Annotated in this window: 15 protein-coding genes; 12 read left to right on the forward strand and 3 right to left on the reverse strand. The window is 35.2% G+C overall.

Annotated elements, in window-relative coordinates:
- The first annotated feature begins 95 nt into the window (after positions 1-95).
- The 3 genes from FJOH_RS22160 to FJOH_RS22175 all read left to right on the forward strand — a co-directional run bounded on the left by FJOH_RS22160 (position 96) and on the right by FJOH_RS22175 (position 3,113).
- Complete coding sequence (locus FJOH_RS22160; RefSeq protein ID WP_012026260.1) at positions 96-1,181, forward strand: efflux RND transporter periplasmic adaptor subunit; 1,086 nt, start codon at positions 96-98, stop codon at positions 1,179-1,181.
- Positions 1,182-1,506: 325 nt separating this feature from the next.
- Positions 1,507-2,325, forward strand: a complete 819-nt coding sequence (locus FJOH_RS22170; RefSeq protein WP_012026261.1) for a hypothetical protein — start codon at positions 1,507-1,509, stop codon at positions 2,323-2,325.
- Positions 2,326-2,426: 101 nt separating this feature from the next.
- The gene (locus FJOH_RS22175; RefSeq protein ID WP_123875779.1) at positions 2,427-3,113 is read left to right on the forward strand and encodes a hypothetical protein; all 687 of its coding nucleotides are present in this window, start codon (positions 2,427-2,429) and stop codon (positions 3,111-3,113) included.
- Between the two features lie 79 nt (positions 3,114-3,192).
- Here the strand turns inward: FJOH_RS22175 and FJOH_RS22180 are convergent, their stop codons facing one another.
- Both FJOH_RS22180 and FJOH_RS22185 read right to left on the reverse strand, forming a co-directional pair.
- Entirely contained in the window at positions 3,193-3,426 is a 234-nt protein-coding gene (locus FJOH_RS22180; protein ID WP_012026263.1) for a hypothetical protein, read from the reverse strand.
- Between the two features lie 521 nt (positions 3,427-3,947).
- On the reverse strand, positions 3,948-4,496 hold the full coding sequence (locus FJOH_RS22185; protein ID WP_012026264.1) for a type 1 glutamine amidotransferase domain-containing protein: 549 nt from the start codon (positions 4,494-4,496) through the stop codon (positions 3,948-3,950).
- Positions 4,497-5,087: 591 nt separating this feature from the next.
- Here FJOH_RS22185 and FJOH_RS22190 point away from each other — a divergent pair.
- From FJOH_RS22190 to FJOH_RS22215, 6 genes are all read left to right on the forward strand, one after another.
- On the forward strand, positions 5,088-5,759 hold the full coding sequence (locus FJOH_RS22190; RefSeq protein WP_012026265.1) for a response regulator transcription factor: 672 nt from the start codon (positions 5,088-5,090) through the stop codon (positions 5,757-5,759).
- Positions 5,760-5,761: 2 nt separating this feature from the next.
- Complete coding sequence (locus FJOH_RS22195; RefSeq protein ID WP_012026266.1) at positions 5,762-7,117, forward strand: sensor histidine kinase; 1,356 nt, start codon at positions 5,762-5,764, stop codon at positions 7,115-7,117.
- Between the two features lie 144 nt (positions 7,118-7,261).
- Positions 7,262-8,500: a TolC family protein gene (locus FJOH_RS22200; RefSeq protein WP_012026267.1), complete on the forward strand. Its 1,239-nt coding sequence runs from the start codon at positions 7,262-7,264 to the stop codon at positions 8,498-8,500.
- A 28-nt stretch (positions 8,501-8,528) separates the two neighbouring features.
- The gene (locus FJOH_RS22205; RefSeq protein WP_012026268.1) at positions 8,529-9,614 is read left to right on the forward strand and encodes an efflux RND transporter periplasmic adaptor subunit; all 1,086 of its coding nucleotides are present in this window, start codon (positions 8,529-8,531) and stop codon (positions 9,612-9,614) included.
- Positions 9,615-9,648: 34 nt separating this feature from the next.
- Entirely contained in the window at positions 9,649-12,753 is a 3,105-nt protein-coding gene (locus tag FJOH_RS22210; protein ID WP_012026269.1) for an efflux RND transporter permease subunit, read from the forward strand.
- Between the two features lie 132 nt (positions 12,754-12,885).
- Positions 12,886-13,332 carry a hypothetical protein gene (locus FJOH_RS22215; RefSeq protein ID WP_012026270.1) on the forward strand — a complete coding sequence of 149 codons (447 nt, stop codon included), beginning with the start codon at positions 12,886-12,888 and terminating at the stop codon, positions 13,330-13,332.
- Here the strand turns inward: FJOH_RS22215 and FJOH_RS22220 are convergent.
- Positions 13,313-13,747 (reverse strand): cupin domain-containing protein, encoded by a 435-nt coding sequence (locus FJOH_RS22220; protein WP_012026271.1) that lies wholly within the window; start codon positions 13,745-13,747, stop codon positions 13,313-13,315. The genes FJOH_RS22215 and FJOH_RS22220 overlap by 20 nt on opposite strands.
- A gap of 1,208 nt (positions 13,748-14,955) precedes the next feature.
- On the opposite strand from FJOH_RS22220, the gene FJOH_RS22225 reads away from it, so the two are divergent.
- The 3 genes from FJOH_RS22225 (at position 14,956) to FJOH_RS22235 (ending at position 20,192) form a co-directional block, all read left to right on the forward strand.
- Positions 14,956-15,549 carry a TetR/AcrR family transcriptional regulator gene (locus tag FJOH_RS22225; RefSeq protein ID WP_012026272.1) on the forward strand — a complete coding sequence of 198 codons (594 nt, stop codon included), beginning with the start codon at positions 14,956-14,958 and terminating at the stop codon, positions 15,547-15,549.
- 248 nt (positions 15,550-15,797) lie between these two features.
- Complete coding sequence (locus tag FJOH_RS22230; RefSeq protein WP_012026273.1) at positions 15,798-17,015, forward strand: efflux RND transporter periplasmic adaptor subunit; 1,218 nt, start codon at positions 15,798-15,800, stop codon at positions 17,013-17,015.
- Positions 17,016-17,027: 12 nt separating this feature from the next.
- Positions 17,028-20,192 carry an efflux RND transporter permease subunit gene (locus FJOH_RS22235; RefSeq protein WP_012026274.1) on the forward strand — a complete coding sequence of 1,055 codons (3,165 nt, stop codon included), beginning with the start codon at positions 17,028-17,030 and terminating at the stop codon, positions 20,190-20,192.
- The last annotated feature ends 255 nt before the right edge of the window (positions 20,193-20,447 follow it).

Genomic DNA, 20,447 nt, shown 5'->3' on the forward strand with positions numbered 1-20,447 from the left:
CGAAAGTCAAAAGTCGAAAGTTACGATCGTCGCGAAATACTTCTATAAACTTTTATACTTTCTGAATACTTATAAAACATATATAAAACCAAAAAATGAAAAATAACATTATAAAATCTACAGCGATACTATTTACAGCTTTAGTTGTACTAAGCTGTGAAAAGAAAAAAGAAGAAACTGCGAAAGCAGAAATCGAACCAAAAGTTGAAACTTTCCTTTTATCGAAAGAAAAACTAACAACAGAATTGCGTTTGCCAGCTGAATTAACCGGTTTTCAACAAGTTGATTTGTATGCAAAAGTGAGCAGTTTCGTAAAAACCTTAAAAGTTGATATTGGTACGAAAGTAAAAAAAGGACAGCTTTTAATTGTTTTAGAAGCACCAGAAATCAGTTCGCAATTGGCTGCAGCCGAATCTAGACTAAAATCTATGGAAGCGATTTACGCAACCAGCAAAAGTACTTACAACCGTTTGTATGAAACAAGCAAGGTTGAAGGAACGATTTCTAAAAACGATTTAGAAATGGCAAGCGGAAAAAAGAATTCTGATTACGCACAATATCAGGCAGCAATTGCAGCACACAAAGAAATCTCGATTATGAGAGGCTACTTAGAAATTCGTGCTCCTTTTGACGGTGTTGTAGCAGCTAGAAATGTCAATTTAGGAACATTTGTAGGCCCGGCAGGAAAAGGATCTGATTTGCCTTTATTAACGATTCAGGAGCAAAGCAAATTACGTTTGGCGGTTTCTGTTCCAGAATTGTACACAGGATATTTGCACCCAGGTGACGAAATGAGTTTTAATGTAAAATCGCTACCAGAAACTTTTACAGCTAAAATTACCAGAATGTCTGGTGCTTTAGATTTAAAATTACGTTCTGAAAGAGTCGAAATGGACGTTCACAACACAAAAGGAAATTTATTACCTGGAATGGTTGCCGAAGTTCTTTTACCGCTTAACGCGAAAGACAGCACTTATGTAGTGCCAAAAACTGCAGTAGTGAATTCTGCAGAAGGTTTATATGTAGTGAAAGTAGTAAACCACAAAGCGACAAGAGTTGACATTAAAAAAGGAAGAGAAATCGAAGATAAAATTGAAATTTTCGGCGATTTGACTCCAAACGATAAACTGGTAAAAATTGCCAGCGAAGAAACTAAGGAAGGCGATGTCATAAACGAATAACCTGCGTTTAGTCTTCTTTTTAGTAGATTACCAATTACTGTACGCATTCTTAGGAGTGCAAATTTAATTTGCCTAAAGGGCAGTTCCTCTTTAATTGGAGGGACTGTCCTTTTTTTTATTTTTAATAAAACAAAGTGAGTTTCGAATCATTTTTCTGATTCTTCTTAATTTCAGAAAAATTGTATCTGAACCACCTTTTTATTCTCTTCTGAGAAGAAAAAATACTTTACTTGTAGGTCAAATAAATATTTTTATGTTAATAAATTTAAATTATTTTAATTGAAGTTATATGTAAATTTAAAGTCAAATTTTCAAGTATTAAGAAATGAAAAACGAACTAAAAATTACCGACACTTCAATTGAAGAAAAAATTAAAAGAGAATTAAAACCAAAACCAGGAAGTGAACGAGATAAAATTTTTTCAAAATTTTTCAGCGCAGCTTTAGGTGGTATTCCATGGGTTGGTGGATTTTTAAGCATCTTGACAGATTTACATTTTGATGATCAATCCAAAAACAATATTCTTTATGAAAAATGGCTTGAAGAGCATCAAAATAAAATGAGATTACTTGGTGAAACGTTGTTTGAAGTTGTAAAAAAACTAAACGAATTTTCAGAAGATATTAACGAAAGACTTGAAAGTGAAGAATATTTACAAATTGTACGTAAATCATTTAGAACTTGGGACAATGCCGATACCTTTGAAAAACGAGAATTAATAAGAAAGTTAATTACAAATGCAGGAGGGCAAAAAATTGTTGACGATGACATAATTAGACTTTTCTTAGATTGGTTAAATCTTTATCATGAAATTCATTTTTCAGTTATAAAGGTAATTTACCAGAACCAAAGTGCTACCAGAGGTGAAATATGGCAAGAATTAAATGGAACTTATGTCAGAGAAGATTCCATGGAAGCAGATTTATTTAAAATGTTAATTAGAGATTTAAGTACAGGAGGAGTAATTCGTCAATATAGACCAACTGATTATTACGGAAATTTTGTAAAGCAAAAGAGAACAAAGGCTCCATCATCAGGAACTTTAAAATCTGCTTTTGATGATCAAGAACAATATGTTCTTACTAGTCTAGGGCAAAATTTTGTTCATTATACAATGAATGAATTAAATACGAAAATTGGTTAGAAATATCTTATTAATTTAAAATATTTCAATTAAAAACCTCACCTATCAAAATGATTATCAAAAACTTAACACAGATATCTCACCTAATATTAATTAAAACAATGGAAATATATTTAGTCGGAGTTATTATTACTTTATTATCTTTGTACATAAAAACTTACATTCAAGAAAAAGCAAAAATTGATGCTTTAAAATCTGAGAATAAAAGATTAATTGATCAAACAGAAAAAATAAAATCAAAATACAGCAAAAAATTAGAAGAACTTAAAAAAGAACATCAATTAGATATCGCGAAAAGAAAATATAAATATGAGAGCAAGAGAGATCAATATGTTTCATTTTTTCAACTTTTAGATCAATTTACTAAAGATAATTCCATTAAAGTCAATGAAAGATTAACACCTTTAATAGGAGAATTTTCGACAAATTATTTAAATGCGCCAGATCAAGAAGCTCAGACAAAAGCAATTACAACATTTAGCACAGAAATTCAAAAATTTACTTTTGAAGGCAGTCAAGACCTTATGAAAATTAAACAACAAACCAATACAATTAGGATGACTGCAAGTGATAAAGTTATTAAGAAATTAGATATGTTAAATCTTGCTTTTGAGAAGACAATAGAACAAAGTAATAAGACTATGAATGATTTACCAACACTTATGCTTCATAATGATCAACAAAAAATGCAAGAAAATCAGATTAAGCTAGAAGAATGCGGGGCGCTTGTTAAAAAATATAACGATGAGCTAATTGCTTTGATGAGGCAGGAATTAGATGAAATATAATTACTATTTTTTACTAATTCATAAAAATAATTACAAAAAACCTCGATCATAAAATCGAGGTTTTTACTTTAGTAAATCCCTACTCCTCACTTAAATAAGGATTCAAAATCTCCGCCAATTCATTGAGCCAATAATAATTGTCTTCAAAATTTGATAGTCCTATTTGCAGGGTGTCGTGTTGTCGCATTACGGCGAGCGCTAAAATGCAGTTTACTTGTCTTAAAATTTTAGCCATATCTTCGGGATCTATAATATGGTTAAAAAAATCAATCAGCCTTGTTTCGGCTTCTTTGGAAAGGGTGTTTGTTTTCATAAAGTGAAGAATTTAAGAAAAAACCCTCATACCTTAGTAGTCTTACGCTTCTTCACGGCGTCAAAGTCCTTTCGGAGCTTTACTACATAGCACGAGGGCAAATTTTATATTGTCTTAATGTGAAGATTTAAGAACTTCAAATGTAAGAAAACTTTTTAAAAAAGAAAGATTTTTCTTTCAATAATGTTTCTATATTTATCAACTTTCCAATATACCAAATGTATAAAATCGTTATTAGAAATAATCATTTTTAAAATTATATCAATTGTCTTGAGAAAGTCCCAGCGGGACAAAATATTTATAGAAAATAATTTCCCCATTTTAAAAGAACCCCAGCGGGGTGAAATCTTATCTACAATATGCCGCTCCGCTGGAGCTTTTGGTCGGTGCGTTATTTGAATCTATAAATATTTCATTCCTCCGGAACTTTATTAGCAGATTTAAAAACCACAAAAAAATGCAGAACCAAAATATGATCCTGCATTTTTATAATTTGACAAATCTAAATAGAAAATTCTTTTTTAGACTCTCTGGCGTTCGTGTATTCCCTCTTTAATTTCTTCCACCATTTTTTTATTAAAAGCGGGTAAATCATTTGGGTTTCGGCTGGTCACTAATCCATTGTCTACGACAACTTCTGAATCTTCCCATTGTGCTCCGGCATTTTTCAAATCGTTTTTAACAGAAAAGAACGAAGTTACTTTTCGACCTTCTAAAACATCGGCATCTACCAGAATTTGAGGTCCGTGACAAATAGCGGCTACAGGTTTTTTACTTTCAAAAAAAGAACGTACAAAATTTACTGCAGTTTCTTCTCTTCTCAATAAATCAGGGTTTATAACTCCTCCCGGCAGAACCAAAGCATCGTAATCTGCTTCATTTGCCTGATCTAATACGACATCAACATTATATTCTTTGCTCCAATTTCCGTCTTTCCAAGATTTGATAGTTCCAGATTTCAAACTGACGATATCTGCATTCCAGCCTTGCTCTTCAAGATAGGCTTTAGGTGATGCTAATTCTGATTCTTCAAAACCGTTTGTGGCTAATATTGCTATATTCTTTTTCATGATTTTAAATGTTTAAAACGTTATTAATTTTGATTTAAGTTAAAATTAGTTATTTCAAACAGCCAGCAGAAACAGTTCCTGTTAAAGCTTTCTTTAATAAAAGTTAATTAATTGAAAATCAAATTTTTATTAAAAATTAAACTGAAATTATATAAGATTGTGGTCAATTGCGATTATTATTTTATAGCAATAAAGTTTAAGAAAAAGTCCCAGAGGGACAAAATATTTATAGAACAATTCATTCTATTCAAAAAGAGCCCCAGCGGGGTGAAATATTGTCAACAATATATCGCTACGATGGAGCTTTTGGTACGGTATGTTTTATGAATCTATAAATATTTCATTCCTCCAGAATTCTTATCAAATCTATTCATTGCCAATCTTTGTAGAGCTGCTTGCGAAGATTTCTCCCTTCAGTCGAAATGACAACTTACTTTAAAAATACCTTAAAAATCTTCAATCACTTATTTGTTCCTATAGGGTTCAAAAAATAAATGTTATTTTTGATAATCTTTTCAAAAGCACTTTATCAGATTATTGGATTTAAGCATATCAGCTTTTATCTAAACAGCAACACTTAACATAGCATCTATGAATGTTTTACTCATTGAAGATGATAAACGCATCAGCGAATTTATTATAAAAGGTTTAGAAGAAAACAACTTTACCGTGCATCTGGCCGAAACTGGAGAGATGGCGCGCGACCTTGTACAAGAAAATACCTGGGATATTATTTTGATGGATATCATGCTTCCGGGAATCGACGGTATTCAGCTTGTGAAATTAATGCGTTTTAAAAAGATTCATACTCCTATTTTAATCCTCAGTGCATTGAGTAATACTGATGATAAAGTCACAGCCTTAGATTCTGGCGCCGATGATTATCTTGTAAAACCTTTTCATTTTAAAGAACTCATTTCGAGAGTCAACGCGCTTACGCGAAGAACAAAATTCAATTATAATGAACCTGAAACTTTATATACCTGCGGTACTTTAACCATTAATCCAGACGAGCATAAAGTAACAGAAAATGACAAACTAATTGATCTTTCGCCAAGAGAATACAAACTGCTTTTATATTTACTAGAAAACAGAAACAAAGTAATGTCGAGAACTCAGATTTTAACCGCTGTCTGGGGAATTAACTACGACAATAACACCAATGTTGTCGATGTGTATATTTCGTATTTAAGAAACAAAATCGAACACAATCATAAGTTCATTCACACCATAAAAGGAATTGGTTATATGTTAAAAGAATAAGTATGAAAATTCGTGATCGTTTTACCTTAATTTCTTCTCTGACTTTCAGTGTTGTGTTTGTCATTGCTTCGCTTATTACCTATTTTTCTTTCTACAGTTATTCAGAAAAAATTGTTTACAACGAATTGCAGAAAACCTGTTTACTTACGGGAATTTTTTATCTCGAAAAAGATGAATTACCAGAAAACCAGCATTTAATAATTGGCCAGCAATTCCGAGAAAATTCACTCGAAATTATCACGCGTGTTTATGATGAGAAAAATCAAATTGTGTATGGCGACAAAACTTTAGATAACAATATCAATCAGTTAAAGCTGGATTACGTTCGAAAAAACAGAAAATTAAGTTTCAAGTCCAAGCATCACTTTTACTTTGGGAGTTATTATCATGACAATCAGGGAGATTTTGTGGTTTTCGTTAAAAAAAATGATACCGATTTTAAAACCATGACCGATCGACTTTTGATTATTATGATTTTGGTTTTAGTTTCAGGTTTAATCAGTATTTATATTGTCAGCCGGGTACTTTCTAATCTCGCTTATGCTCCTATTAAAAATATTATCAATCAGGTAAACGAAATCCAGGCTACTTCATTAGACAGGCAGATTGTTTCTCCAAATTCAAAAGATGATATTCAGGAACTTATAGAAAGTTATAATAACCTGCTGAAACGTCTTTCTGATACTTTTATCATTCAGAAAAACTTCATCAATTATGTTTCGCATGAGTTTAAAACTCCTTTAACGGCTATTTCGGGAAACCTTGAAGTTTTTGCCCAAAAAGACAGATCAAGTGCCGAGTACAAAGAAATGTCTGAAAAAGTATTAGAAAATGTCTATCAAATCGAAGACACAATGAATACTTTAATGATGCTTTCGGGCCTTCGCGAAAATATGGAACTCAACGAGATTTTTAGAGTCGACGAGTTGGTCTGGGACATTAACGATCAATTATCTGCCAGTTACCACTTAAAAGGCCAGATTCAAATTGCATTAGAAGTTCTAAATGACAAACTGCTTTCGATAAAAGGAAATTCTAACGAAATCAAAATTGCGTTGTTTAATATTATCGAAAATGCGGTTAAGTATTCAGCAGGAAATCCAATAAAAATCAGTTTATCAGAACACAATCAGCAGTTAAAAATTGTCATCGAAGATCAGGGAAAAGGCATTAGCGAAGAAGACCTGCAATTCATAAAACAAACTTTTTACAGAGGCAAAAATGTGAGCGATATAAAAGGAAGCGGCATTGGACTTCCGTTGGCAAATGTCATTTTTAAACAAAATAATATTGAGTTTACGATTGCTTCCAAAAAAGATGCTGGAACTACTGTAACGCTGGTTTTTCCTAAACTCTAATCGTTTTCTAATCTAACTCTTACTGGTTTCTAACAGACATCAAATTACGGTTTAATACGCGGCAGATAGCTTTGCACTTCATTAAATCTACTTAATTTGAAACGTTTATTTATAACTCTGTTTTTAATTGTATCACTCAAAAGTATGGCCCAGATTACAGCCATTACAGATACAATTGTTCTTTCGCGAAATCAGGCCGAGGCTTTGTTTCTGGATAAGAATATTTCTCTTATTTCTGAAAAACTAAATATCGACATTGCCGATGCACAAGTCATTCAGGCAAAATTATGGCCGAATCCAACTTTAACCGTCGGCGAAATCAACCTTTGGAGTAATGCTACCGCACAACAACTGCCTCCGTTATGGGGAAATTACGGAAAAACACAGCAAGTCAATGCAGAACTGGAGCAGCTGATTCAGACAGCGGGAAAACGCAAAAAACTGATTGCGATGGAAAAAGTAAATGCAGAGATCGCTAAAGAATATTTCAAGACTTTTTTACGCAGTTTAAAAATCGAATTTAGAGACAACCTTACTGATCTGCAATACAATCAGGCGCAGGAAGCGGTTTACCAAAAACAGCTTTCTTCGATGCAGACTTTACTAAAAGCTTACGCAAATCAGGTAAAACAGGGAAATATCGGCAAAGGCGAATATGTTCGTTTAAAAGCTTCTGAATTACAGTATTTAAAAGAAATCAACGATCTGCAAAAGGAAAATAATGCATTGCAGAAAGAACTCAAAGTTTTAATGAATCTTCCTGCGGCAAGTTTTATCAAACTGACTGACGAAGGTTTTGTTCCGGTTAATAAAAATATCGAAGGTATCAATCTGGCAAACCTGATGGAATCAGCAATTGAAAATCGTCCTGATATGAAAGTCCTGAAACTCGGAAACGAATACAACGACAACAAATACAAATACGAAAGAGCCATGCGCACACCAGATGTAACGCTGGGCATTAGTTACGACCGCGGAGCAAGTTTAATGAACGATTTCGTGGGTGTTGGTTTCTCCCTTGACCTTCCGTTTTTTAATCGAAATCAGGGAAATGTAAAAGCTGCTAAAATTGCGATCAATCAAGGTAAACTTCTTACTGAAGAAAAAACATTAAGCGTACAATCTGAGGTATTACAGGCTTATCAGGATTTTATCACCACCAAAAAATTATACGAAAGCGCCGATGCCAGTTTTGAAGGCGACCTTGATAAACTTTTGGAAAGCTATCGTAAAAACTTCCTGCAGAGAAATACCAGCATGCTCGAATATCTGGATTTTGTAGATGCGTATTTAGACAACAAATCGATATTGCTCAATTCGAAAAAAGACCTGAATAAAAATTTCGAAGAACTGCGCTATATCACGGGGCAGGAAATCAATTAAAACATCAATTTCTCAAAACAAAAAGATAATGAAGAAACTTATAATCCCAATACTTGGGTTAATGCTCGTTTACGGATGCGGCAAGAAAGAAGAAGTAAAAAAAGCTCAGGATGAAAAATTCTGCATCGATAAAGATTTAAAAGAAAAAATTACAATAGAACCTGTACAGAAACGTGCCGTGAGCGAATCTATTAACCTTACCGGAAATATTACTTACAACGGCGATCACGTGGTTCAGTTTAACAGCCTTGTTGAAGGAATTATTACCAAAACTACATTTTCACTAGGCGATTATGTAAAAAAAGGACAAGTTCTGGCAGAGATAAAAAGTACAGAACTAAACAGCATGCAGTCTGAAAGTAAATCATTGCAGTCGCAGATAACGGTAGCACAGCGCAATTTACAAGCCACAAAATCAATGTTTGAAGACGGAATTTCTTCTCAAAAAGACTTATTGCAGGCACAAAGCGAACTGGATGTTTTAAAATCTTCTTTAGAAAACGTAAGAGCCAATCTGGCAATGTTCAGCGCAAGCAGTGAAAGAGCTGTTTTTCAGATCAAAGCGCCGACTGAAGGTTTTATTGTAGATAAAAATATCAGCCCGGGAATGCAGATTACAAACGAAAGCGATCCATTGTTCACCATTTCTGATTTAAAAGAAATCTGGGTTTTGGTAAATGTTTATACCAGTAATCTTAAAAACATCAGCGAAAACATGCAGGTCGATGTAACGACACCTGCTTATCCTGGAGAAATTTTTAAAGGAAAAATCAATATGATGTCTAAAGTTTTTGATGCCGATGAACACGTTTTAAAAGCACGAATTGTAATGGACAACCGAAACATGAAATTAAAACCGGGAATGACAGCCGATATTACAATCGATAAAAGCAAAGGCGGTGAAGAACTGGCAGCTATTCCTGCAAAAGCAGCTATTTTCGACAACAACCGCGATTATATTTTAATCTACAAAAACGATTGCACAATCGAAACCAGAGAAATAAACCCCGTTTTAAAAAACAACAGCTGGCTTTATTTTGATAAAGGTGTAAATGAAGGCGAAAAGGTAATTACCAAAAACCAGCTCCTGATTTACGAAAGATTAAAAAACTAAGCATCCTTAAAAACGGATAAACACAATACAAGACATGAAAAAATTTGTACAAGGTCTGGTTGCTTTTTCCTTGAAAAACTCGCTTATTATATTCTTTTTTACAGCCATTTTACTGGCTGCAGGAATTGTGAGTTACATTCATACGCCAATAGAAGCATTTCCCGATGTAACCAATACAAGGGCCAGAATTATTACACAGTGGCCTGGACGAAGTGCCGAAGAAGTCGAAAAATTCATCACGCTTCCGATATCCAAACAAATGAATACCATTCCAAAAAAGGCAGAAGTACGTTCTATTTCCCTTTTTGGATTATCAGTAGTAACCGTTTTATTTGATGACGGAGTTGAGGATTTCTACGCACAGCAATATGCTTCAAACCGTCTTAACGGACTGGATCTTCCAGAAGGTGCCGATGTTGAGATCGATCCGCCGTCTGGAGCAACGGGAGAAATCTTTAGATACGTTATAAAAAGTGATCTTCCTATCAAAGAAATCAAAGCCATTCAGGATTGGGTTATCGAGCGCGAATTGGTTTCTGTACCCGGAGTTGCCGATGTGGTGAGTTTTGGTGGAGAAGAAAAAATGTTCGAAATCAAAATCAACCCAACTGAGCTTGAAAATTACAATTTATCGGCATTAGATGTTTATGAAGCTGTTTCAAAAAGTAATATCAATGTGGGCGGAGACGTCATTAAAAGAGGCGATCAGGCTTATGTGGTGCGAGGTGTCGGCTTAATTAATAAAGTCGAAGATATTGGCAATATATTAATTGAAACCAAAGGCGGAGCGCCAGTTTTAGTAAAACACGTAGCCGAAGTTTCAATTTCGGCAAAACCAAGATTAGGACAAGTAGGTCTTGACGGAAACGATGATGTTGTAGAAGGAATTGTTGTGATGCTTCGCGGAGAAAATCCGGGAGAAGTTATTGGCAGATTGAAAGAACGTTTAAACGAATTGAATGAAAGGGTTCTTCCTGATAATGTTAAAATCGTGCCGTTTATCGACCGTACCGAATTGGTCAATACAACCGTAAAAACGGTAACCAAAAACTTAATCGAAGGGGTTTTACTTGTTTCATTGATTGTGTTTGTTTTCCTTTACAATTGGCGTACCTCGTTGATTGTAGCGACTGTAATTCCGCTTTCGTTTTTGTTTGCAATTGTAATGTTGCGGATTCAGGGACTTCCTGCGAACTTGATTTCTATGGGAGCGCTCGATTTCGGTTTACTGCTCGAAGGAACATTGGTTATTGTAGAAAATGTGTTCGTTTCTTTAGAAAAGAAAGCTCATAAAGTGGGAATGGAACGCTTTAACAATATGAGCAAAATGGGATTAATTAAGAAAAGCGTCGGAAGTGTGGCTACCTATATTTTCTTCGCCCTGATTATTTTGATTGTCGCATTAATGCCAATTTTCTCATTTACGAAAGTAGAAGGAAAAATGTTCTCTCCCCTGGCCTTTACTCTAGGTTATGCCTTATTAGGTTCGCTGATTTTATCACTTACTTATGTGCCTGCAATGTGTAAAGTAATGCTGACGAAAAACATTGTCGAGAAAGAAAACATGATTTCGCGTTTCTTTAGAACCAATTTGTTCAATCTTTTTAAATGGAGTACCAAACACCGTAAATTAACGATTTATTCGTTTCTGGCTTTATTGGCAGTTTGTTGTGTACGATTTGCTTTTTACGGATCAGAATTTATTCCGAAGCTGAATGAAGGTGCTATTTATGTAAGAGCAACGCTTCCTAATAGTATTAATTTGGATGAATCAGTTCGTTTGACAAAAGAAATGAAAACGAAGATCCGAAAGTTTGAAGAGGTAAAATTTGTGCTTTCGCAAACGGGACGACCAAATGATGGAACCGATCCAACAGGATTTTTTAATATCGAATTCCATATCGAATTAAAACATAAAGACGAATGGAAACACGACATAAGCAAAGAAGAACTGATTGCCGAAATCAAAAAAGTACTCGATGTATATCCCGGAATCGCCTTTGGTTTCAGTCAGCCTATTCAGGATAATGTTGAAGAATATGTTGCAGGAGTAAAAAGTCCGCTGGCGATTAAGATTTTCGGAAGCGATCTTTTCCAAATGGAAGAAATGGCTGCAAAAGTTGCTAATTCGATTAAAGACGTAAAAGGAATCGAAGACATTAATGTTTATAAAAATATTGGATTGCCAGAATTGAGAATTCAGCTTGAAGATGAAAAAATGGCGCGTTATGCCGTAACAACTGCCGATGCGCAGGCGGTTATCAGAATGACAATTGGCGGTCAGGCTGCAACAAAATTTTATGATGACGAAAAAATCTTTGACATTACTCTGCGTTTTGAAAAAGAATACCGTGATTCTAAAGAAAAAATAGAAGGCATTCTGATTCCAACAATGAATGGCAAAAAAGTGCCTTTAAAAGAAATTGCAACTGTAGAATACAAAACCGGGCCAACTTTTATTTACCGCGAAGGAAACAGCCGTTACATTGCCGTAGGTTTTAGTATTGAAGGACGAGATTTGGGAAGCACGATCGAAGAAGCTCAGAAAAAAGTAGCTGCCGAAGTTAAACTTCCAAAAGAAAACGTCATGAAATGGGCGGGAGAATTTGAAAGTAAAGAAAGAGCTTCTAAACAATTAGCGATGATTGTACCCGTTGTATTGATCCTTATTTTATGTCTGCTGTATTTCAACTTTGGCAATTTCAAAGACACCATGATTGCCGTAAGTGCCATGCCGTATGCCTTTATCGGAGGATTCATATCGCTTTGGGTAACAGGAACCGTTTTCGGTATCTCGGCAGGAATTGGATTTATCATACTTTTTGGGGTCAGCGCAATTGACAGTATTGTCCTCATCGGAATGATTAAGGAAAATATGCGTGCCGGAATGCATTTACGAGATGCTATTTCAGAGGGAATTCACAGCCGTATTCGTCCAATTGTTATGATTGCCTTAATGGGTTCTTTAGGATTATTACCTGCTGCTTTATCGACAGGAATGGGTTCTGAAGTTCAAAAACCGCTGGCGATCATGATCGTAGGCGGACTTATAACCTGTATGATTCTTTCATTAACGGTTTTACCTCAGGTTTTTTATCTCGTTTACCGCAAAAAAGATATCAGCAATACCGAATCTTAATCTTACTTCTATATAAATTGAAAAAGCACCTTTGGCAGTTTGTCCAAAGGTGTTTTTATAAATAATACCACAATCAAAAATCCCCCATTACAATGAAATGACAAAGCAACAATACTATTAAATTCTCTTTTTATGAAAAAGAAAGCAGACAATCAAAAAACAGATGAAATAGATAAAACTGAGCTGCTGAATAAAGTCAGACTTAGTATAAATGAAAAATGTCAGGATTGGGTTTTATTCCAAAACGGAACGTATATAATTTTTGATCACGCCGAAACTATTCCCGATATAGAAAATGAAGCCATAAAATTAATGAAAGAATTCGGTCCCGTTTATGTGCAAACTCCATCTGAAGATTTTGATGTCACCGACTTAAAAAAGACAGAAGGCTGGATTGTTTCCGGACATTGCTACGGAATGTATACTTATGTAAACCCAAAAGAAAAAAACTGGAAAACTCCAGATATGGCAGAAATAGGTTTGCATGGACGCAATAAAAGAGAGCTTGATGGCAGAAATCCTGTTATTGTTTATGTCAATAGAAAAAAGATTGATAATGTTACCTCAAATCCTTTTTAATAACCAAATATTTCAAATCAGTATTCCCAGCATTTTTAATTCCATGTTCCATATTCGACGGACAGTAAAAACTGGTATTTGGGCCGGCGGTTTTGGTTTTTCCGTCAAGGTAAAATTCGGCTGTGCCTTCTAAGATGTAGAAAAATTCTTCTTCAGGATGATGATGCGGCGCGTGTGTTGATTTTCCAGGTTCGACAATGCTCATTTTTAATGTGTTTTCCTGAGTGAAGTTTTTGTCGCCAAACCAATATTGGTAACCTGCTTTGGTTTTCGTGGCTTTATCAATTTCAAAATGATTGACACAGTTTTCGATTGTGTATTGTGGTGCTGTGGTTTCTTTTTTGGTTTCCTGTGAGAAAGTCTGCTGGAAAAATAAAACAGCAATTGTGGTTTTTAGGATAGTCAGCCTTTTCATTTTTTTTTATTGTAATGTTACGAAAAAATTGAATACAGTTGATTGCATTCATGTTTTTACCATACTGACGAAGGAAAGATAATACTAGAAATTCCAAAATCAGAATTATCAATCTTTGTAGATCATCTGCATTTTTTCACAATCTTGTCATTTCGAGGAACGAGAAATCTTCGTAAGTAACTCCACAATCTAAATTGACAATCTTTGCCGATTTACGAGCGTGATCCTTAGTTCCTCAGGATGACAAACCCAACATTAAAATCATTTTCTACAAAATTCCCAGAGGGACGAAATATTTTTTGGATTTGCGATAATTAATATATCGCTCCGCTGGAGCTTTTCTCTACCTAGGAATCGGATATTCTATAAATATTTCATTCCTCCGGAATTTTAATAAGCCGAAATAAGTATTCTACAACAAGTCCCAGCGGGACGAAATATTTATAGAAACAATGATTTCCATATTAAAGAAGCCCCAGCGGGGCGAAATATTTTTTGGATCTATAATAATTAATATGTCGCTCCGCTGCAGCTTTTTTTGTAAACCGTGTATCCATAAACCTATAAATATTTCATTCCTCCGGAATTTTAATAAGCCGAAATAAGTATTCCACAACAAGTCCCAGCGGGACGAAATATTTATAGAAACAATGATTTCTATATTAAAGAAGCCCCAGCGGGGCGAAATATTTTTTGGATCTATAATAATTAATATGTCGCTCCGCTGGAGCTTTTTTTGTAAACCGTGTATCCATAAACCTATAAATATTTCATTCCTCCGGAATTTTGCGGGATGTGAATTTTGAGCTTTATTTATTTGTGAAATTCCAATCTTTATTTGTGAAATTCCAATCTTTGTCGATTTGCGCGTGTGATCCTTTGTTGCTCAGGATGACAAACTGCGAGTTGAAAATCTAATGAAAAAAACACACGTTCTCTCCTAGCCCCGATCGAAATGTTATCTTTTTGTGGTGGGGTTCACCACAAAAAATATAATGCAGAGCGGGACAAATGGTCATGAAAACCGAAAAACTTCTGCTTCTTAAAAAAATTACATGACTAAAAATCTCAATAAAATAAAGGGTTTGCAAAGAATTTCAAAAACGCTTATTGCACGATAAGAAAATATTATGATAAAAATATTTTGAAATTCGAAAATCCGCCATACATTTGCCTAACAGTGTTAAACGATTTAATACTTGAATACAATGGCTAGCAAAGATCGAATTTTAAGACAAAAAGAAGAAACAAGGAATAATATCCTTGGCGCTGCTTATGATATCGTAAAAGATGAAGGCTGGAATGGTTTGAGTATGCGTAAAATTGCCGACAGAATCGAATATACTGCTCCTATTATTTATGAATATTTCTCGAATAAAGAAGCAATATTAGAAGAACTGACAGGCAAAGGTTTTATTAAACTGGCAAAAGAGTTACAGACTGCAAAAGGCAAGTTTGAAAAACCCGAAGATCAGTTAGAAGCCATGTGGATGACTTACTGGGATTTCGCTTTTACTAATACTGAAATGTATCAACTTATGTTTGGTGTTCAAATGACCTGCTGTGCACAGCGATGTTCGGCTCAGGAAGCACCTTACAAATTGTTTACTGGTGTTATTGCTGAAATTATGAAAGACAGCAATCCTAGTGAAGATATCATTAAACAAAAATATTTTACTTTCTTTTCTGTTATTCATGGTTTAATCGCCATCAACATCATTAACAAAAGTGATATTTTAGAAACAATAAATGCCCAGATTTTGAAAGATGCTATTACTGGTATCATCAAATCTATACAATAAAAAAATTTTCAATTTTACTTAACAGTGTAAAATGATTTAAACGGGATAATATAAAATCCTTTTTTTTTATAACTTTCGCTTAACACTGTTAGAAAATTTAATAAAGGTAATAAAAGCTCTTTTTTTAGACTTTTACTTAACATCGTTAGATAATTTAATACTGATTCGAAATAGAATTGGAAAGGCTTACTGTATGGAAATTTGTGCACTTTTACTTAACAACGTTAGATAATTTAATTCAATTAAATATGAATCCCGAGAATGCCAGAATACCAAAGAATTTTATCCGAGAAAATGTTCAACCAATTAAAACCACTATGAAAATGAAAAATGTAATTATAACCAGTTTTATTCTGGCCTTAGTATTAAGCAGCTGTGGCGACAAAAATCAAGCGCCTACTGCCCCGCCGCCACCGGTTTTACCAGTTTTAGCTATCACAAGCGCAAACACAACTACTGATGCTGAATATCCAGCATCTATACAAGGAACCGTTGATGTTGAAATTCGCCCGCAGGTAAGCGGAAACCTTGACAGAATTTTTGTTGACGAAGGTGCTTATGTAAGTAAAGGACAAACTTTATTTAAAATCAATGAACGTCCGTTTCGTGAGCAGTTAAACAATGCTTTAGCAAGTCTACACGCAGCAGAAGCAGCTTTAATCAACGCTAATTTAGAAGTTGATAAACTGACTCCGCTAGTGCAAAACAAAGTAGTTTCTGATTATCAGTTAAAAACAGCTAAAGCTTCTCAAAAAATTGCTGCTGCTAATATCGAGCAGGCAAAAGCAATGGTAGGTTCTGCTAAAATTAATTTAGGATATACTAACGTAACAGCTCCAGTGAGCGGATACATTGGAAGATTACCTAAAAAACAAGGAAGTTTAGTTTCTGCATCTGATGTTGAAGCACTTACTACTTTATCTGATGTTCACGAAGTATTTGCTTATTTCTCTTTAGGCGAAACTGATTTCATCAACTTTAAAGAGCAATACAAAGGAAGTTCTCTTGGTGATAAAATTAAAAAATTACCTCCAGTTACTTTGATCTTGGCTGATAACAACGCTTATCCGCAAACAGGAAAAATCGATATGGTTGATGGTCAGTTTGATAAAACTACAGGAGCAATCACGATTAGAGCAACATTCCCAAATGCAAACGGAACATTACGTTCTGGAAACACAGGAAGAATCCGTTTAGGATTACAGCACGACGATGCGATTTTAGTACCACAGTCGGCTACAGTTGAAATGCAGGACAAAGTATTTGTTTTCACTGTAGGCAAAGACAACAAAGTAACCAAAATGCCTATCACAGTTGTGGGTAAAAGCGGTACCAATTATTTAATTAAAGAAGGTGTAAAAACGGGTGACCAAATCGTGTTAAGCGGTATTGACAAACTTCAGGATGGTCAAGCGATTCAGCCTGAAAAATCAACTAAAGTTGCCGAAGTAACTAATAAAAAATAATTCTAAAACACAATGTTCAAAATATTTATACAAAGACCTGTACTGGCAACCGTAATTTCCATTTTATTGGTAATTCTGGGGGTATTGGGTTTAACTAAACTGCCTTTACAACAGTTTCCTGATATTGCGCCTCCATCGGTTTTGGTAACGGCGGTATATCCGGGAGCCAACGCAGAAACGGTTTTACGTTCTGTGGCACCTTCTATCGAAGAATCTATAAATGGTGTAGAAAACATGACGTATATGAGTTCTACAGCCAGTAACGACGGTACTTTGGCTATTACAGTTTTCTTTAAACTGGGTACAGATGCCGATCAGGCTGCGGTTAACGTACAAAACCGTGTTGCTCAGGCAACCAGCCAGCTTCCTGCGGAGGTTGTACAGCAAGGTATTGTTACGGCGAAACAACAAAACAGTTTCATCATGGCAATTGGTATGTACACTGATGATGAAGCAAAATACGACCAGACATTTGTTGCCAACTATGCACAGATTAATATTATTCCAGAATTAAAACGTATTCCGGGTGTAGGTTCTGCCAGTATTTTTGGTGGTGTAAAAGATTACTCAATGCGTGTTTGGTTAAATCCAACACAAATGTCAACTTATAAAGTGACTCCCAGCGAAGTTATGGGAGCGATTCAGGACAAAAGTTTGGAAGCTGCTCCGGGTAAATTTGGAGAGCGAAGCAAAGAAGTTTTTGAATACGTTATTAAATACAAAGGGAAATTAACTAAACCAGAGGATTATGAAAATATTGCTATACGTTCTAATGCAGATGGTTCAGTACTTCGCTTAAAAGATGTAGCGAGAGTTGAATTGGGTGCTTACTCTTACAACAGTTTAACTCGTTTAAATGGTAAAAAAGGAATTGTAATTGGGGTTATCCAGTTAGCTGGATCTAACTCAAATGATATTCAGATTGCCATTAATAAAATGATGGAAAAGGCTTCTAAAGATTTTCCAAAAGGCATAAAACACAATATTTTCTATAGTACAAAAGTATCTCTTGACCAATCTATCGAACAGGTGGAGCATACATTACTAGAAGCTTTTATACTGGTATTTATTGTGGTATTTATCTTCTTGCAAGATTTTAGATCAACATTAATCCCGGCTATTGCTGTACCTGTAGCAATTTTAGGAACGTTCTTCTTCATGCAGTTATTCGGATTTTCGATCAACCTTTTAACGCTTTTCGCATTAATTCTGGCGATTGGTATTGTGGTCGATGATGCCATTGTGGTAGTCGAAGCGGTGCATGCGAAAATGGAGCATAAACGTTTGTCTCCAAAAATCGCAACCCATGAAGCAATGCACGAAATAACGGGTGCTATTATCTCGATTACGCTGGTAATGGCTGCTGTATTCCTGCCGGTTGGTTTTATGGAAGGCTCAACAGGAGTTTTCTATCGTCAGTTTGCCTTTACTATGGCAATTGCAATTGTAATTTCGGCAGTAAATGCCTTAACATTGAGTCCAGCGCTTGCAGCATTATTTTTAAAAGATAATCACGGAGCACACGATCACAATGAACCTTATCAGAAAAAAGGATTTAAAGAGAAATTCTTTACCGCTTTCAACAGCAGTTTTGAATCGTTGACAAACCGTTACACAGGCGGACTTAAATTCTTAATTAGAAGAAAATGGTTGAGTTTAGGCGGATTGGCTTTAATTACATTGGCAACAGTGGTAATGGTAAAAACAACTCCTCAAGGGTTTATTCCAACAGAAGATCAAGGATTTATTGCGATTGCAGTAAATACGCCATCTGGTACATCATTAGACGGAACTCAAAAAGTAATGACTGAAGCTGAGAATACTTTAAAAGCATTAGACGCTTCTCGATTTGTAACCGCAATTTCAGGTTTCAACTTATTGACCAACTCTACAAGTCCATCTTCTGCGGTTGTATTCGTATTGCTTAAACCAAACGAAGAACGCGGCGAAGTAAAAAACATCGACGAAATCATGAATCAGGTTCGTGGTAAACTGGGCGCTATTTCCGGCGGAAGTTTCTTCGTATTCAGTTTCCCAACTGTTCCCGGATTTAGTAACGTTGAGGCTTTAGATTTAGTTCTTCAGGATAAAACGGGAGGAAAGCTGGATAAGTTCAGTGGAATCTCTCAAAACTTTATCGGCGAATTAATGAAACGTCCGGAAATTGCCGTTGCCTTTACTTCTTTCAAAGCTGATTATCCTCAGTTGCAATTAGAGGTTAACGACGAAAAAGCAAATCAATTGGGTGTTAATGTAAAAGACATTTTACAAACCATGCAGGCTTACTTTGGTAGCGCACAGGCATCTGACTTTAACCGATTTGGTAAATATTACCGTGTGGTTGTTCAGGCCGATATCGAAGACAGAGCAGATCCAACAGCAATTGACAGAGTTTTTGTAAAAAACAAAACAGGCGAAATGGTGCCAATAAATACTTTAGTTAAACTGACTCGTATTTATGGTTCAGAAACCGCTTCCAGATATAATTTATTTAACTCAATTTCTATTAATGCCATTCCGAAACCAGGATTTAGTTCCGGAGATGCCATTAAAGCCATTGAAGAAGTAGCAGCACAACAATTACCTGCAGGTTACGGGTTTGAATTCTCGGGCCAGACTCGTGAGGAGATTTCGTCAGGAGGGCAATCGGCAACAATATTCTTACTGTGTTTGATATTCATTTATTTCTTACTTGCCGCACAGTACGAAAGTTACATTTTGCCTCTTGCAGTAATCTTGTCAATCCCTGCAGGTATTTTTGGAGTATTCGTTGCTATTGGTTTAACTGGAATTGAAAACAATATTTACGTACAAGTTGCTCTTGTCATGCTTATCGGGCTTCTCGCCAAAAATGCCATCTTGATTGTGGAATTTGCGGCGCAGCGAAGAAGATCAGGACAAGGTTTAGCAGCAGCTTCAATCATGGCAGCAAAATTACGTTTGCGACCAATTATCATGACGTCTCTTGCTTTTGTGGTAGGATTAGTGCCAATGATGAGTGCCAAAGGTCCATCAGCACAAGGTAACCACTCCATCAGTATCGGGGCAGCTGGAGGGATGCTATCTGGAGTAATTCTAGGATTGTTTATCATTCCTGTTTTATTCATCATCTTCCAGCATTTACAAGAAAAAGTGAGCGGAAAACCAATCGCTGTAATTCATAACGAAGAAAAATAATAAATGGAAAACTATATAACAACCATTCTTGTCGCCATCATATTTGGCATCGGATATATATCGTACAGAATCTCAAGAGATCTGGAAACCAGAAAAGATACTTGTACAGAAATTTAACCTTTTTGGGAAAATAATATTTTAACACATAGAAACATAGTCCCGATAGCTATCGGGATTGTCTCGAAAAAAGAGAATAAAAGAAACCAGTTTCCACACATAGAAAACTATGTGTATTTAAAATAAGTGAAACGCCTT

The sequence above is a fragment of the Flavobacterium johnsoniae UW101 genome (assembly GCF_000016645.1).
In the GTDB taxonomy this organism is placed as follows: domain Bacteria; phylum Bacteroidota; class Bacteroidia; order Flavobacteriales; family Flavobacteriaceae; genus Flavobacterium; species Flavobacterium johnsoniae.

Excerpts from the sequence above, each read along its gene's own strand:
- FJOH_RS22190 (WP_012026265.1), top strand. The coding sequence starts at position 5,088 with ATGAATGTTTTACTCATTGAAGATGATAAACGCATCAGCGAATTTATT.
- FJOH_RS22200 (WP_012026267.1), top strand. The coding sequence starts at position 7,262 with ATGGCCCAGATTACAGCCATTACAGATACAATTGTTCTTTCGCGAAAT.
- FJOH_RS22175 (WP_123875779.1), top strand. The coding sequence starts at position 2,427 with ATGGAAATATATTTAGTCGGAGTTATTATTACTTTATTATCTTTGTAC.
- FJOH_RS22235 (WP_012026274.1), top strand. The coding sequence starts at position 17,028 with ATGTTCAAAATATTTATACAAAGACCTGTACTGGCAACCGTAATTTCC.
- FJOH_RS22225 (WP_012026272.1), top strand. The coding sequence starts at position 14,956 with ATGGCTAGCAAAGATCGAATTTTAAGACAAAAAGAAGAAACAAGGAAT.
- FJOH_RS22210 (WP_012026269.1), top strand. The coding sequence starts at position 9,649 with ATGAAAAAATTTGTACAAGGTCTGGTTGCTTTTTCCTTGAAAAACTCG.
- FJOH_RS22170 (WP_012026261.1), top strand. The coding sequence starts at position 1,507 with ATGAAAAACGAACTAAAAATTACCGACACTTCAATTGAAGAAAAAATT.
- FJOH_RS22185 (WP_012026264.1), bottom strand. The coding sequence starts at position 4,496 with ATGAAAAAGAATATAGCAATATTAGCCACAAACGGTTTTGAAGAATCA.
- FJOH_RS22205 (WP_012026268.1), top strand. The coding sequence starts at position 8,529 with ATGAAGAAACTTATAATCCCAATACTTGGGTTAATGCTCGTTTACGGA.
- FJOH_RS22160 (WP_012026260.1), top strand. The coding sequence starts at position 96 with ATGAAAAATAACATTATAAAATCTACAGCGATACTATTTACAGCTTTA.
- FJOH_RS22230 (WP_012026273.1), top strand. The coding sequence starts at position 15,798 with ATGAATCCCGAGAATGCCAGAATACCAAAGAATTTTATCCGAGAAAAT.
- FJOH_RS22215 (WP_012026270.1), top strand. The coding sequence starts at position 12,886 with ATGAAAAAGAAAGCAGACAATCAAAAAACAGATGAAATAGATAAAACT.
- FJOH_RS22180 (WP_012026263.1), bottom strand. The coding sequence starts at position 3,426 with ATGAAAACAAACACCCTTTCCAAAGAAGCCGAAACAAGGCTGATTGAT.
- FJOH_RS22195 (WP_012026266.1), top strand. The coding sequence starts at position 5,762 with ATGAAAATTCGTGATCGTTTTACCTTAATTTCTTCTCTGACTTTCAGT.
- FJOH_RS22220 (WP_012026271.1), bottom strand. The coding sequence starts at position 13,747 with ATGAAAAGGCTGACTATCCTAAAAACCACAATTGCTGTTTTATTTTTC.